The 13,765-nt window shown below is 65.1% G+C and carries 22 protein-coding genes; all 22 read right to left on the bottom strand.

The window, feature by feature from the left end:
* Nucleotides 1-11: 11 nt before the first annotated feature.
* Complete coding sequence (gene rplR, locus MRBLWH11_RS09945; RefSeq protein WP_029260926.1) at nucleotides 12-371, bottom strand: 50S ribosomal protein L18; 360 nt, start codon at nucleotides 369-371, stop codon at nucleotides 12-14.
* Nucleotides 372-373: 2 nt separating this feature from the next.
* Nucleotides 374-910: a 50S ribosomal protein L6 gene (gene rplF / locus MRBLWH11_RS09940; RefSeq protein ID WP_116635689.1), complete on the bottom strand. Its 537-nt coding sequence runs from the start codon at nucleotides 908-910 to the stop codon at nucleotides 374-376.
* A 6-nt stretch (nucleotides 911-916) separates the two neighbouring features.
* Entirely contained in the window at nucleotides 917-1,315 is a 399-nt protein-coding gene (gene rpsH, locus MRBLWH11_RS09935) for a 30S ribosomal protein S8 (RefSeq protein ID WP_046013414.1), read from the bottom strand.
* Between the two features lie 131 nt (nucleotides 1,316-1,446).
* Nucleotides 1,447-2,037, bottom strand: coding sequence for a 50S ribosomal protein L5 (gene rplE / locus MRBLWH11_RS09930; protein ID WP_116635688.1), 591 nt, complete (start codon nucleotides 2,035-2,037; stop codon nucleotides 1,447-1,449).
* Nucleotides 2,037-2,396 (bottom strand): 50S ribosomal protein L24, encoded by a 360-nt coding sequence (gene rplX / locus MRBLWH11_RS09925; RefSeq protein ID WP_116635687.1) that lies wholly within the window; start codon nucleotides 2,394-2,396, stop codon nucleotides 2,037-2,039. The genes rplE and rplX overlap by 1 nt, the downstream gene beginning before the upstream one ends.
* A 2-nt stretch (nucleotides 2,397-2,398) precedes the next feature.
* Entirely contained in the window at nucleotides 2,399-2,767 is a 369-nt protein-coding gene (gene rplN / locus MRBLWH11_RS09920; RefSeq protein ID WP_116635686.1) for a 50S ribosomal protein L14, read from the bottom strand.
* Nucleotides 2,764-3,096, bottom strand: coding sequence for a 30S ribosomal protein S17 (gene rpsQ / locus MRBLWH11_RS09915; protein WP_116635685.1), 333 nt, complete (start codon nucleotides 3,094-3,096; stop codon nucleotides 2,764-2,766). Before rpsQ ends, rplN begins: the two co-directional genes overlap by 4 nt.
* Nucleotides 3,096-3,413 carry a 50S ribosomal protein L29 gene (rpmC, locus tag MRBLWH11_RS09910; protein ID WP_017829202.1) on the bottom strand — a complete coding sequence of 106 codons (318 nt, stop codon included), beginning with the start codon at nucleotides 3,411-3,413 and terminating at the stop codon, nucleotides 3,096-3,098. Before rpmC ends, rpsQ begins: the two co-directional genes overlap by 1 nt.
* Nucleotides 3,413-3,832, bottom strand: a complete 420-nt coding sequence (gene rplP, locus MRBLWH11_RS09905; RefSeq protein ID WP_045278748.1) for a 50S ribosomal protein L16 — start codon at nucleotides 3,830-3,832, stop codon at nucleotides 3,413-3,415. Before rplP ends, rpmC begins: the two co-directional genes overlap by 1 nt.
* A complete protein-coding gene (gene rpsC, locus MRBLWH11_RS09900) occupies nucleotides 3,832-4,587 on the bottom strand; it encodes a 30S ribosomal protein S3 (protein ID WP_017201587.1) in 756 nt (251 codons plus the stop codon). Before rpsC ends, rplP begins: the two co-directional genes overlap by 1 nt.
* Complete coding sequence (gene rplV, locus MRBLWH11_RS09895; RefSeq protein ID WP_116635684.1) at nucleotides 4,587-4,985, bottom strand: 50S ribosomal protein L22; 399 nt, start codon at nucleotides 4,983-4,985, stop codon at nucleotides 4,587-4,589. Before rplV ends, rpsC begins: the two co-directional genes overlap by 1 nt.
* On the bottom strand, nucleotides 4,985-5,266 hold the full coding sequence (gene rpsS, locus MRBLWH11_RS09890) for a 30S ribosomal protein S19 (protein WP_116635683.1): 282 nt from the start codon (nucleotides 5,264-5,266) through the stop codon (nucleotides 4,985-4,987). The genes rplV and rpsS overlap by 1 nt, the downstream gene beginning before the upstream one ends.
* A 12-nt stretch (nucleotides 5,267-5,278) precedes the next feature.
* A complete protein-coding gene (gene rplB / locus MRBLWH11_RS09885; protein ID WP_116635682.1) occupies nucleotides 5,279-6,118 on the bottom strand; it encodes a 50S ribosomal protein L2 in 840 nt (279 codons plus the stop codon).
* A gap of 20 nt (nucleotides 6,119-6,138) precedes the next feature.
* Nucleotides 6,139-6,462, bottom strand: a complete 324-nt coding sequence (rplW, locus tag MRBLWH11_RS09880; protein ID WP_017829206.1) for a 50S ribosomal protein L23 — start codon at nucleotides 6,460-6,462, stop codon at nucleotides 6,139-6,141.
* A complete protein-coding gene (gene rplD / locus MRBLWH11_RS09875; protein WP_116635681.1) occupies nucleotides 6,459-7,121 on the bottom strand; it encodes a 50S ribosomal protein L4 in 663 nt (220 codons plus the stop codon). Before rplD ends, rplW begins: the two co-directional genes overlap by 4 nt.
* Before the next feature lie 2 nt (nucleotides 7,122-7,123).
* Nucleotides 7,124-7,783, bottom strand: coding sequence for a 50S ribosomal protein L3 (gene rplC / locus MRBLWH11_RS09870; RefSeq protein ID WP_341947758.1), 660 nt, complete (start codon nucleotides 7,781-7,783; stop codon nucleotides 7,124-7,126).
* 8 nt (nucleotides 7,784-7,791) lie between these two features.
* On the bottom strand, nucleotides 7,792-8,100 hold the full coding sequence (rpsJ, locus tag MRBLWH11_RS09865) for a 30S ribosomal protein S10 (protein WP_017201594.1): 309 nt from the start codon (nucleotides 8,098-8,100) through the stop codon (nucleotides 7,792-7,794).
* Nucleotides 8,101-8,964: 864 nt separating this feature from the next.
* Nucleotides 8,965-9,177 carry a hypothetical protein gene (locus MRBLWH11_RS09860; protein WP_116635679.1) on the bottom strand — a complete coding sequence of 71 codons (213 nt, stop codon included), beginning with the start codon at nucleotides 9,175-9,177 and terminating at the stop codon, nucleotides 8,965-8,967.
* Nucleotides 9,178-9,327: 150 nt separating this feature from the next.
* A complete protein-coding gene (tuf, locus tag MRBLWH11_RS09855) occupies nucleotides 9,328-10,518 on the bottom strand; it encodes an elongation factor Tu (RefSeq protein ID WP_116635678.1) in 1,191 nt (396 codons plus the stop codon).
* A gap of 148 nt (nucleotides 10,519-10,666) precedes the next feature.
* On the bottom strand, nucleotides 10,667-12,784 hold the full coding sequence (fusA, locus tag MRBLWH11_RS09850) for an elongation factor G (RefSeq protein ID WP_116635677.1): 2,118 nt from the start codon (nucleotides 12,782-12,784) through the stop codon (nucleotides 10,667-10,669).
* Nucleotides 12,785-12,875: 91 nt separating this feature from the next.
* Entirely contained in the window at nucleotides 12,876-13,349 is a 474-nt protein-coding gene (rpsG, locus tag MRBLWH11_RS09845; protein WP_116635676.1) for a 30S ribosomal protein S7, read from the bottom strand.
* 5 nt (nucleotides 13,350-13,354) lie between these two features.
* Nucleotides 13,355-13,723: a 30S ribosomal protein S12 gene (gene rpsL, locus MRBLWH11_RS09840; RefSeq protein ID WP_017201609.1), complete on the bottom strand. Its 369-nt coding sequence runs from the start codon at nucleotides 13,721-13,723 to the stop codon at nucleotides 13,355-13,357.
* Nucleotides 13,724-13,765 lie beyond the last annotated feature (42 nt).

Here is a 13,765-nt window from a genome sequence, read left to right as displayed (position 1 = left end):
CTTGTTGTCACTCACAGTGCCAGACCCCCCTCGCGGGCGCCGTCGGCGATGGCGGCGACACGACCGGCGTAGCGGTTGCCGCCACGGTCGAACACTGCCTCGGAAACGCCGGCAGCCTTCGCACGCTCGGCGAGGAGCTCGCCGACCTTGCGGGCCTTGGCGGTCTTGTCACCCTCGAGCGAGCGCAGGTCGGTCTCGAGCGTCGAAGCCGACGCGACGGTGTGACCCTTGCTGTCGTCGACAAGCTGCACGAAGACGTGGCGAGCCGAACGGTTGACGACGAGGCGCGGACGCACCTCGGTGCCGACGACCTTCTTGCGAAGGCGGGCGTGACGACGCGCGCGGGCGTCAGACTTTGACTTGAGAGCCATGGTTACTTACCACTCTTTCCGGCCTTGCGACGCACGTTCTCGCCGGCGTAGCGCACACCCTTGCCCTTGTACGGCTCGGGCTTGCGGATCTTGCGGATGTTGGCAGCTGCCTCGCCGACAGCCTGCTTGTCGATCCCGCTGACGGTGAGCTTGTTGGTGCCCTCGACCGTGAGCGTGATGCCGGCGGGCGGGTCGATGAGGACCGGGTGCGAGAAGCCGAGGGCGAACTCGACCGAGCTGCCCTTCTGCGCCACGCGGTAACCGGTGCCGACGACCTCGAGACCCTTGGTGTAGCCCTGGGTCACGCCGATGATGTTGTTATTGATGAGCGTGCGGGTCAGGCCGTGAAGCGACCGCGACTCGCGCTCGTCGTCGGGGCGGGAGACCAGAACCTGGTTCTCCTCGACCGCGACCTCGATGGGGCTGGCCACCGTGAGGGTGAGTTCACCCTTGGGGCCCTTCACCGCGACCTCACGGCCGTCGACCGAAACGGTGACGCCCGCAGGCACGTCGATGGGAAGTCGTCCAATACGCGACATGAGGGATTACCACACGTAGGCGAGAACTTCTCCGCCCACGCCCTTCTGCTCAGCCTGACGGTCGGTGAGAAGACCGGAGGAAGTGGACAGGATGGCCACGCCGAGGCCGCCGAGCACCTTGGGGAGCTCCGTCGACTTCGCGTACACGCGAAGACCGGGCTTCGACACGCGCTTGATGCCAGCGATCGAGCGCTCGCGGTTCGGGCCGTACTTCAGCGACAGCGTGAGGTTCTTCCCGACGCGGGCGTCAGAGGTCTCCCAGCCGGCGATGTAGCCCTCCTGCTGGAGGATCTCGGCGATGTGCGTCTTGAGCTTGCTCGACGGCAGGGTCACGGAATCGTGGTGCGCCGAGTTCGCGTTGCGCAGACGGGTCAGCAGATCTGCGACCGGGTCTGTCATTGTCATTGTTGTTTTCCTTTGTTCATGAGGTTCCGGCTGCCGTTACACGACAGACGGCCTGCGATGACACGCAATCTTCAATTGTACGTGCAGTTCGACAGGCTCAGTGACCGATGGTCACTGAGCCTGTCGAATGATCACGCCTGTGCGTCTTCCGAGCGGAACGGGAAGCCGAGGTGACGGAGCAGAGCCCGACCCTCTTCATCCGTCTTCGCGGTGGTGACGACGGTGATGTCGAAACCGCGAACCCGGTCGATCTTGTCCTGATCGATCTCGTGGAACACGCTCTGCTCCTGGAGACCGAAGGTGTAGTTGCCGTTCCCGTCGAACTGCTTGCCCGAGAGGCCGCGGAAGTCGCGGATACGGGGCAGTGCGAGCGAGACGAGGCGGTCGACGAACTCCCACGCGCGGTCACCGCGGAGGGTGACGTGCGCACCGATGGCCTGGCCCTCACGCAGCTTGAACTGCGCGATGGACTTGCGGGCCTTCGTGACGATCGGCTTCTGGCCGGTGATCTTGGTGAGATCGTCGACCGCGCCGTCGATCACCTTGCTGTCGCGAGCTGCCTCGCCGACACCGGTGTTCACGACGACCTTGACCAGGCCGGGGATCTGCATGACGTTCGCGTAACCGAACTCGTCCTGCAGCGCCTTCTTGATCTCGGCGTTGTACTTCTGCTTCAGGCGCGGCTGGATCTTGCCAGCCGGCGCGGCAGTGTCGGTGCTCATCAGAGGTCCTTACCGCTCTTCTTCGCGAAGCGCACGCGGACGGTGCGCTTGACGCCGTCCTTGGTCTTCTCCTCGACCCGGTGGCCGACCTTGGTCGGCTTCTTGGTCGAAGGGTCGACGACGGCGACGTTCGAGATGTGGATGGAGGCCTCGACGGTCTCGAGGCCACCGGTCTTCGTGCCACGCTGCGTCTGGCCGACGCGCGTGTGCTTGGTGACGTAGTTCACGCCTTCGACGATGACGCGGTTCTTCTCGGCGAGGACCTCGAGGACCTTGCCCTGCTTACCGCGATCGCCGCCACGCTCCTGCGTGGCTCCGGTGATGACCTGAACCAGGTCACCCTTCTTGATCTTCGCCATGACTAAATAACCTCCGGCGCGAGCGAGACGATCTTCATGAACTTCTTGTCGCGAAGCTCACGACCGACCGGTCCGAAGATACGGGTGCCGCGGGGCTCCCCGTCTGCCTTCAGGATGACGGCGGCGTTCTCGTCGAACTTGATGTACGAGCCGTCGGGACGGCGCGTCTCCTTCTTGGTGCGGACGATGACCGCCTTGACGACGTCGCCCTTCTTCACGTTGCCACCGGGGATCGCGTCCTTGACGGTCGCGACGATGGTGTCGCCGAGACCGGCGTAACGACGCTTCGATCCGCCGAGCACGCGAATCGTGAGCAGCTCCTTGGCGCCGGTGTTGTCGGCGACCTTGAGGCGGGACTCCTGCTGGATCACTTGGCCTTCTCCAGAATCTCCACCAGGCGCCAGCGCTTGGTGGCGCTCAGCGGGCGGGTCTCGTTGATGAGGACCAGGTCGCCGATGCCGGCGGTGTTCGCCTCATCGTGCGCCTTGACCTTCGAGGTGCGGCGGATGACCTTGCCGTAAAGCGGGTGCTTCACGCGGTCCTCGACCTCGACCACGATGGTCTTGTCCATCTTGTCGCTGACGACGTAGCCACGACGCGTCTTGCGGTAACCGCGGGCTGCGGCGTCGCGGACGTCGTGCTCGGACGACTCGTGTCCGGCGGCCTGCGTCTCCGCAGTCGCTTCCTTCTTGGTGGCCATCACTCAGCCTCTTCCTTCACGGCGTCGTCGGCGGAGTCCGCCTTCTTCGCCTTCGACTTGGTCGCCTTCTTCGCCGGAGCCTCGACCGGAGCGGGCGTCGCACGGATGCCCAGCTCGCGTTCGCGGATCACGGTGTAGAGACGCGCGATGTCGCGCTTGACGGCGCGGATGCGGCCGTGGCTCTCCAGCTGGCCGGTGGCCGACTGGAAACGGAGGTTGAACAGCTCCTCCTTGGCCTTGCGCAGCTCCTCAACGAGGCGCTGGTCTTCGAACGTGTCGAGCTCTGCCGGAGCGAGCTCCTTGGTGCCGATCGCCATTACGCGTCGCCCTCCTCGCGCTTGATGATGCGTGCCTTGAGAGGCAGCTTGTGAATGGCACGGGTCAGTGCCTCGCGGGCGAGCTCTTCGCTCACACCGCCGACCTCGAAGAGGACGCGACCCGGCTTGACGTTGGCGACCCACCACTCGGGGGAACCCTTACCGGAACCCATGCGGGTCTCGGCAGGCTTCTTCGTGAGCGGACGGTCCGGGTAGATGTTGATCCACACCTTGCCGCCACGCTTGATGTGACGGGTGACCGCGATACGAGCGGACTCGATCTGACGGTTCGTGACATACGCAGGCGTGAGCGCCTGGATGCCGAACTCGCCGAACGAGACCTTCGTGCCGCCGGTGGCCTGACCCGAACGACCCGGGTGGTGCTGCTTGCGGAACTTGACCTTACGGGGGATGAGCATTATGCCGACGCTCCTTCTGCGACAGGTGCCTCGTTGCGCGGCGCGCGGCGGCGGTCGCCACCACGGTCGTCACGACGGGCCTTGGGTGCATTGGCCTGCTCGCGAGCGAGCTCCTTTGCGGTCAGGTCACCCTTGTAGATCCAGACCTTCACGCCGATGCGGCCGAAGGTGGTCTTCGCCTCGTAGAAGCCGTAGTCGATGTTCGCGCGCAGCGTGTGCAGCGGCACACGACCCTCGCGGTAGAACTCCGAACGGCTCATCTCGGCGCCGCCGAGGCGGCCGGAGACCTGGATGCGGATGCCCTTGGCGCCGGCGCGCTGAGCGCCCTGCAGACCCTTGCGCATCGCACGACGGAACGCCACGCGAGCAGAGAGCTGCTCGGCGATGCCTTGTGCGACGAGCTGAGCGTCGGCCTCGGGGTTCTTGACCTCGAGGATGTTCAGCTGGATCTGCTTGCCCGAGAGCTTCTCGAGGTCGCCGCGGATGCGCTCGGCCTCGGCGCCACGACGACCGATCACGATGCCCGGACGGGCGGTGTGGATGTCGACGCGGACGCGGTCACGGGTGCGCTCGATCTCGATGTTCGAGACACCGGCACGGTCGAGCTGCGTCTTCAGCAGGTTGCGGATCTTGATGTCCTCGGCCACGTAGTCGGCGTAACGCTGACCCGGCTTCGTCGAATCAGAGAACCAGCGCGAGACGTGGTCCGTCGTGATGCCGAGGCGGAAGCCGTACGGGTTTACCTTCTGTCCCATTACTTGCTCGCCTTCTTCTTGCTGTCGCCCGCAGCGGCCGGAGCCGCCTCAGGCGTCGAGAGCACGACCGTGATGTGGCTCGTGCGCTTCTTGATCTGGAAAGCGCGACCCTGTGCACGGGGCTGGAAACGCTTGAGCGTCGTGCCCTCGTCCACGTACGCGTTGGCCACGTACAGGTCCTGCTCGTCGAGGAACTCCCCGTCGCGATCCGCCTTGACCTGCGCGTTGGCCATGGCCGACGCGACAAGCTTGTAGATCGGCTCACTGGCGCTCTGCTGTGCGAACTTCAGGATCGCCAGAGCCTCCTGGGCCTGCTTGCCCTTGATGAGCGCGACGACACGACGAGCCTTCTGAGGGGTCACGCGGATGTGTCGCACGCGTGCGATCGATTCGACCATTAGCGGCGCCGCCCCTTCTTGTCGTCCTTCTCGTGGCCGCGGAAGGTGCGGGTGGGCGCGAACTCGCCCAGCTTGTGACCGACCATGGTCTCGGACACGAACACAGGGATGTGCTTGCGTCCGTCGTGGACCGCGATCGTGTGACCCAGCATGGCCGGGATGATCATGGACCGACGGGACCAGGTCTTGATGACGTTCTTGGTGCCGGCTTCGTTCTGCACGATGACCTTGCGAAGCAGGTGATCGTCGACGAAGGGGCCCTTCTTAAGACTGCGAGGCATCTTCTCTTACTCCTACTTGCGCTTCTTGCCGGCGTTACGACGACGCACGATGTACTTGTCGCTTTCCTTGTTGGCGTGACGGGTACGACCCTCAGCCTGGCCCCAGGGGGTGACGGGGTGACGTCCACCGGACGTCTTGCCCTCTCCACCACCGTGCGGGTGGTCGACCGGGTTCATCGCGACACCACGCACGGTCGGGCGGACGCCCTTCCAGCGCATGCGGCCGGCCTTGCCCCAGTTGATGTTCGACTGCTCGGCGTTGCCGACCTCGCCGATGGTCGCGCGGCAGCGCGCATCGACGTTGCGGATCTCGCCCGAGGGCAGACGCAGCTGGGCGTAGGGGCCGTCCTTCGCGACGAGACGCACGGATGCGCCCGCCGAGCGAGCCATCTTCGCGCCGCCTCCGGGGCGGAGCTCGATCGCGTGGATGACGGTACCCGTCGGGATGTTCTTCAGCGGGAGGTTGTTGCCCGGCTTGATGTCCGCCCCGGCGCCCGACTCGACGACGTCGCCCTGCTTCAGCTTCGCCGGCGCGAGGATGTAGCGCTTCTCGCCGTCGAAGTAGTGCAGCAGCGCGATGCGCGCGGTGCGGTTGGGGTCGTACTCGATGTGAGCGACACGGGCATCGACGCCGTCCTTGTCATTGCGACGGAAGTCGATGACGCGGTACTGGCGCTTGTGGCCACCACCGATGTGACGGGTCGTGATGCGGCCCTGGTTGTTGCGACCACCGGTCTTCGAGAGCGGGCGCAGCAGCGACTTCTCCGGCGTCGATCGGGTGATCTCGGCGAAGTCAGCCACCGACGAGCCGCGACGGCCCGGGGTCGTGGGCTTGTACTTGCGAATAGCCATGATTGTCCTTATCCCCCGGATCAGCCGATTGCCGTGAAGATGTCGATGGTGCCCGACTTCAGGGTGACGATGGCGCGCTTGGTGTCCTTGCGCTTGCCGGTTCCGAAGCGGGTGCGGCGAGCCTTGCCGACGCGGTTGAGAGTGTTGACCCCAGCGACCTTGACGCCGAAGATCTTCTCGATGGCGAGCTTGATCTCGGTCTTCGAAGCGCGCGGGTCGACGAGGAAGGTGTACTTGCCTTCATCGATGAGCCCGTAGCTCTTCTCGGACACGACCGGCTTCAGGATGATGTCGCGCGGGTCCTTGTTCAGGGCCGTCTGGAGAACAGATGCCTGCTCGCTCATGCGGAGACCTCCTGGTTGGCGCCGGACTTGGAGGCGATGAAGCCCTCGAGCGCGGCCTGGGTGAAGACGATGTCGTCAGAGACGAGCACGTCGTAGGCGTTGAGCTGGTCGAACGTCAGCACGTGCAGGTTCGACAGGTTGCGGATGCTCTTCAGCGTCACGTCGTCGTTGCGCTCGATCACGACGAGCACGTTCTTCGACGACACGACGTTCGTGAGGAAGTTCACGGCGGTCTTGGTCGAAGGCGTGCCGTCGATCCCGAAGGACTCGATGGCGTGGATGCGGTCGCCGCGGAAGCGGTCGCTGAGCGCGCCCAGGAGGGCGGCGGCGATCATCTTCTTGGGCGTGCGCTGCGAGTAGTCGCGCGGCTTCGGGCCGTGGACGATGCCACCGCCGGTCATGTGCGGCGCGCGGATCGAGCCCTGACGGGCGTTACCCGTGCCCTTCTGCTTGAAGGGCTTGCGGCCGGCACCGGAGACCTCACCGCGACGCTTGGTCGAGTGGGTGCCCTGGCGAGCCGCCGCGAGCTGCGCGACGACGACCTGGTGGATGAGCGGGATGTTCGTCTTGACGTCGAACAGAGCGGCGGGAAGCTCGATGGAGCCTGCCTTCTTGCCGTCTGCCTTGAGGACGTCGAGCGCGAGAGTGGAGTCAGCCATGATCAGGCACCCTTCACTGCGTTGCGGACGTAGACGATGCGGCCACGAGCACCGGGGACGGCGCCCTTGACGAGCAGCAGACCCTTCTCGATGTCGACGGCGTGCACCGTGAGGTTGAGGACGGTCACGCGCTCGCCACCCATACGGCCGGCCATGCGCATGCCCTTGAAGACGCGGCTCGGAGTCGACGATGCGCCGATGGAGCCGGGCTTGCGGTGGTTGCGGTGCGAACCGTGGGATGCCGAGACGCCCTTGAAGTTGTGGCGCTTCATGACACCCGCGGTGCCCTTGCCCTTGCTCGTGCCGACGACGTCGACGAGCTGGCCGGCTTCGAAGGTGCCGTCGACCGTGAGCTCCTGACCGAGCGAGTACTCGGCAGCATCCGCGGTGCGGATCTCGGTGACGTGACGACGCGGCGTGACGCCGGCCGCCTCGAAGTGAGCCGTGAGGGGCTTGTTGACCTTGCGCGGGTCGATCTGGCCGTACGCGATCTGGACGGCGTTGTAGCCGTCCTTCTCGGGCGTGCGGACCTGGGTGACCACGTTCGGCGCGAGTTCGATGACGGTGACGGGAACGAGCTTGCCGCTCTCGTTCCACACCTGGGTCATGCCGAGCTTCGTGCCCAGCATGCCCTTGGAAACCTTGGAGTTGATGTCAGCCATGTCGAACCTCAGAGCTTGATCTCGATGTTGACATCGGCCGGGAGGTCGAGACGCATCAGCGAGTCGACGGCCTTGGGCGTCGGGTCGACGATGTCGATCAGACGCTTGTGGGTGCGCATCTCGAAGTGCTCGCGGCTGTCCTTGTACTTGTGCGGCGACCGGATGACGCACACGACGTTCTTCTCGGTCGGAAGGGGCACGGGGCCGACGACGGTCGCGCCCGCACGGGTCACGGTGTCGACGATCTTGCGTGCGGACGTGTCGATGACCTCGTGGTCATACGACTTCAGGCGAATGCGGATCTTCTGTCCCGCCATTGTCTGCTCTCTCTCTTTAGGCGTCGTACCGTCCTGGGCCGGGTGACCCTGGGGCATTGGACGCACGTCGGCGCTGTTCGCGCCTTCGGCACTCGTCTTCTCGGGCCAGGGACCGGGGTTCCTGTGCCTGTCGAAGGGCTGCACCACTGTTCTCATGTCAGCCGCCTGTCTTCCGACATGCGGATGCCGACCTTCGCCGCGCACGGCGAACCCTCTCGGAAGAGGGTGTCGGGGATTTGTTCTGCTACCCGCGGCCTAGAACCCTGCACCATCCCGGAGGAGGCGCCGTCTATGCACTGCCCTGGCAGTGATCCGACGCACGCACAGCGGCGACGGAATATCGAACCTGTCTATTCTGCCATGCCCGATTTCACTTCTGCAAACCCGGGCGTGTCGCGCCTGTCCCGCCGACCCCGGAACGGGTCGGAAACGGGTCCGGAACGGGTCAGATCAGGGAGGAGAGCGGGGCGAGGCATCCCCATGCCTCGCCCCGCTTGGGGAGGACGTTCAGTGCGAGGGGGCACACCGAACGCGAGGATGCCGACGTGAAGGGACGCCGGAATCCTCGATCGAGGGCGCGGCGGAGTACCCGCCGCGCAGGCAGGGAGACGCTCAGGCGCACAGAGTGCGCGCGTCGTACGATGATCCCCAAGATCGCTTATCCCCAGTTTGTTCGCGAAGAACGCGAGTTTCGGGAGCCGAACCCCTTCGGCTGCCCCGACCGCAAGATCCCCAGGCGGTCTCGAACATCATACGGGGTCCGGCGGCCTGGACGCGAGTCCGACAGGCCGAGAATACCGGTGGGATGCGAAAGCGGCGGCCCACCGCCGTGGTGGACCGCCGCTTCAGAGCTCGCGTCGAGTGCTACTCGTTGCCGACAGCCTTGTCCGCGCTGTCGCGGATCTCGTCGATCTTGTCGGCTGCACCGGGGGCGACCTTCTTGGCGAAGTCCGCGACGCCGTCGAGGACCTTGTCGCTGATGTCCTCGGCCTGCTCGCTCTTGACGGCCTCGGCGATCTTGTCCTTGTTCTGCTCGTACAGGTCCTTGCCCTTGTTGACGGCGTCCTCGATACCCATGATCTCCCTCTCAGGTGTGTTGCCGACCGCTTGCGGGCCGACACCACTCATTGTGCCCGCACGCCACCGCAAAAGGGAACCCTCGCGTCGTCGGTTAACGACAGAGGGGCCGGACCCGAAGGCCCGACCCCTCTGCGAGGAAGCAGATGCTTACTTGATGATCTTCGTGACCGTACCGGCGCCGACGGTGCGTCCACCCTCACGGATGGCGAAGCCGAGGCCCTCTTCCATGGCGATCGGCTGGATCAGCTCGACCGTCACGTCCGTGGTGTCGCCGGGCATGACCATCTCGGTGCCCTCGGGCAGCGTGATGACGCCGGTGACGTCGGTGGTGCGGAAGTAGAACTGCGGGCGGTAGTTCGTGTAGAAGGGGTTGTGACGCCCACCCTCGTCCTTGGACAGGATGTACGCGGTGCCCGCGAAGTCGGTGTGCGGCGTGACCGAACCCGGCTTGACGATGACCTGACCGCGCTCCACGTCCTCACGCTTCGTGCCACGGAGCAGGAGACCGCAGTTCTCGCCGGCCCATGCCTCGTCGAGCTGCTTGTGGAACATCTCGATACCCGTGACCGTGGTCTTGACGGTCGGACGGAGTCCGACGATCTCGACCTCGGAGTTGATGGCCAGCGTGCCACGCTCGGCGCGACCCGTGACGACGGTTCCACGACCGGTGATCGTGAAGACGTCCTCGACGGGCATCAGGAACGGCTTGTCCTTGTCGCGCACCGGGTCCGGAACGTGCTCGTCGACGGCCTCCATGAGGTCGAGGATCGACTGCGTCCACTTCTCGTCGCCCTCGAGGGCCTTGAGAGCGGAGACGCGCACGACAGGAGCGTCCTCGGCGAAGCCCTGCGAGGCGAGCAGCTCGGAGACCTCGAGCTCGACGAGCTCCAGGATCTCCTCGTCGTCGACCATGTCGGACTTGTTCAGCGCGACCAGCAGGTACGGCACGCCGACCTGCTTGGCGAGCAGCACGTGCTCACGCGTCTGAGCCATCGGGCCGTCGGTGGCGGCGACCACGAGGATCGCGCCGTCCATCTGAGCCGCACCGGTGATCATGTTCTTGACGTAGTCGGCGTGGCCGGGAGCGTCAACGTGCGCGTAGTGGCGCTTGGGGGTCTCGTACTCGATGTGCGAGATGTTGATGGTGATACCACGCTGGCGCTCTTCCGGCGCCGAGTCGATGGAAGCGAAGTCGCGCTGCACGTTGGTGTCAGACGGGAACTTGTCAGCAAGCACCTTCGAGATCGCTGCGGAGAGCGTGGTCTTGCCGTGGTCAACGTGACCGATGGTTCCGATGTTGACGTGCGGCTTGGTCCGCTCGAACTTGGCCTTAGCCACTGGGTCCTCCTCAGGACGTCGTGTAGAGGTTGCCGGGCACTGGTTTGCGACCGGTTCTCTACGGGTGTGAATCTCAGTTTAGTAGAGAGGGAATGTGAAGTTGTAGGAGACCTGGGAGCCGGGGCTTAACCGGCTCCCAGGAAGATGACTACTCGCCGCCCTGGTGCTTCTGGACGATCTCGTCGGCCACGTTGCGGGGAACCTCAGCGTAGCTGTTGAACTCCATCGAGTAGACGGCGCGACCCGAGGTCTTCGAGCGCAGGTCGCCGATGTAGCCGAACATCTCGGACAGCGGCACGTGTGCACGCACGACCTTGACGCCGGCGGCATCCTCCATCGACTGGATCTGACCACGACGGGAGTTCAGGTCGCCGATAACGTCGCCCATGTACTCCTCGGGCGTGCGGACCTCGACGGCCATCAGCGGCTCGAGCAGCACGGGGCTCGCCCGGCGCAGAGCCTCCTTGAAGCCCATGGAACCGGCGATCTTGAACGCCATCTCCGAGGAGTCGACGTCGTGCGCCGCACCATCGACGATGGTCGCCTTGACGCCGACGATCGGGTAGCCCGCGAGGACTCCGACGTTCATGGCGTCCTGGAAACCGGCGTCGATCGAGCCGATGTACTCGCGCGGGATGCGACCACCGGTGACGGCGTTCACGAACTCGTACGTCTTCTCGTCGTCCAGATCGAGGGGCTCGATGTTGAACTGGATCTTGGCGAACTGGCCCGATCCACCCGTCTGCTTCTTGTGGGTGTAGTCGTGCTTCTCGACGGCCTTGCGGATCGTCTCGCGGTACGCCACCTGGGGCTTGCCGACGTTCGCCTCGACGTTGAACTCGCGCTTCATGCGATCCACGAGGATGTCGAGGTGCAGCTCGCCCATGCCCTTGATGGTCGTCTGACCGGTCTCGGGGTTGAGCTCCGTGCGGAAGGTCGGGTCCTCCTCAGCGAGCTTCTGGATGGCGACACCCAGCTTCTCCTGGTCGGCCTTGGTCTTCGGCTCGATGGCGACCTCGATGACGGGCTCGGGGAACGTCATCGACTCGAGGACGACCGGCGAGGCCGGGTCGGTCAGGGTGTCACCGGTGGTGGTGTCCTTCAGACCGATGACCGCGTAGATGTTCCCGGCGGTCACCGAGGCGACGGGGATCTCCTTGTTGGCGTGCATCTGGAAGATCTTGCCGATGCGCTCCTTCTTGCCCTTGGTCGAGTTGACGACCGCGGAGCCGGAGTCGAGGTGACCCGAGTAGACGCGCACGTAGGTGAGGCGACCGAAGAACGGGTGCACGGCGACCTTGAAGGCCAGGGCCGCGAACGGGTCGTTGGCGTCGGGGTGACGCTCGATGATCGTGTCGTAGTCCTTCGGGTCGTGAGCCTCGATCGAACCCACGTCGAGCGGGTTCGGGAGGTAGTCGACGACCGCGTCGAGCATCGGCTGGACGCCGCGGTTCTTGAAGGCCGAGCCGCAGAGGACCGGGTAGATCTCGGAAGCCACGGTGAGCTTGCGGATCGCGCCCTTGATCTCGGCGACCGTGAGCTCCTCGCCGCCGAAGAACTTCTCGAGCAGCGCGTCGTCGGTCTCGGCGACGGTCTCGAGGAGCTGCTGACGGTACTCGTCCGCCTTCTCCTTGAGGTCGGCCGGGATCTCCTGGATCTCGTAGGAGGCACCCATGGTGACGTCACCCTTGGAGTCGCCCGCCCAGACCAGTGCGCGCATCTCGACCAGGTCGACGACGCCGATGAAGTCGTTCTCGGCGCCGATGGGCAGCTGGATGACCAGCGGCTTCGCACCGAGGCGGTTGATGATCGTGTCGACCGTGAAGTAGAAGTCGGCGCCGAGCTTGTCCATCTTGTTGACGAAGCAGATGCGCGGGACGTTGTACTTGTCGGCCTGACGCCACACGGTCTCGGACTGGGGCTCGACGCCCTCCTTGCCGTCGAAGACGGCGACGGCACCGTCGAGGACGCGGAGCGAGCGCTCCACCTCGACCGTGAAGTCCACGTGACCGGGGGTGTCGATGATGTTGATCTGGTTCTTGTTCCAGTAGCAGGTCACGGCGGCAGACGTGATCGTGATGCCGCGCTCCTTCTCCTGTTCCATCCAGTCGGTGGTCGAGGCGCCATCGTGCGTCTCGCCGAGCTTGTGGTTGACGCCCGTGTAGAACAGGATGCGCTCGGTCGTCGTCGTCTTGCCGGCATCGATGTGCGCCATGATGCCGATGTTGCGGACCTTGCTCAGGTCGGTGAGCACGTCTTGTGCCACAGGAGTGTCCTTATCTTTTCGTGCAGTCGTACTGCGCGGAGGGTTTTGACAGGCTCAGGGACGCGGATGGGTCCCTGAGCCTGCCGAAGGTTTACCAGCGGTAGTGAGCGAACGCGCGGTTCGACTCGGCCATCTTGTGCGTGTCCTCACGGCGCTTGACCGCGGCACCGAGGCCGTTCGACGCGTCCAGGATCTCGTTCTGGAGACGCTCGGTCATCGTCTTCTCACGACGACCCTTGGCGTAGCTCACGAGCCAGCGCAGCGCGAGGGTGTTCGCGCGGTGCGGCTTGACCTCGACCGGCACCTGGTAGGTCGAGCCACCGACACGGCGGCTGCGGACCTCGAGGGTGGGGCGCACGTTGTCGAGCGCCTTCTTGAGGGTGGCGACGGCGTCCTGGCCGCCGTTCTTCGCCTCGACGCCGCGGAGGGCGCCGTAGACGATCGACTCGGCGAGCGACTTCTTGCCGTCGACGAGGATCTTGTTCACCAGCGAGGTGACGATCGGAGCGCCGTATACCGGGTCGTTGACGACGGGGCGCTTGGGGGCGGGACCCTTACGAGGCATCTAACTCAACCCTTCTTCGCGCCGTAGCGGGAACGAGCCTGCTTACGGTTCTTGACTGCCTGGGTGTCCAGGGCGCCACGGACGATCTTGTAACGCACACCGGGGAGGTCCTTGACACGACCGCCGCGGACGAGCACCAGCGAGTGCTCCTGCAGGTTGTGGCCCTCACCGGGGATGTACGCGGTGACCTCGGTCCCGTTGCGGAGCTTCACACGAGCGACCTTGCGCATCGCCGAGTTCGGCTTCTTCGGGGTGGTGGTGTAGACGCGGGTGCAGACCCCGGCCTGCTGCGGGTTCGACTTCAGGGCGGGCGCCTTGGTCTTGGTGACCTTGGGCGAGCGACCCTTGCGAACCAACTGCTGAATGGTTGGCACGTTCTCTCCTCATAGTGCTGCACGGTGACAGCGTGATGGGTT

The sequence above is a fragment of the Microbacterium sp. LWH11-1.2 genome, from assembly GCF_038397745.1.
Classification (GTDB): Bacteria; Actinomycetota; Actinomycetes; order Actinomycetales; family Microbacteriaceae; genus Microbacterium.
The sequence above is the reverse complement of the archived record's forward strand: the minus strand, read 5'-3'. Positions and strand labels throughout refer to the sequence as shown.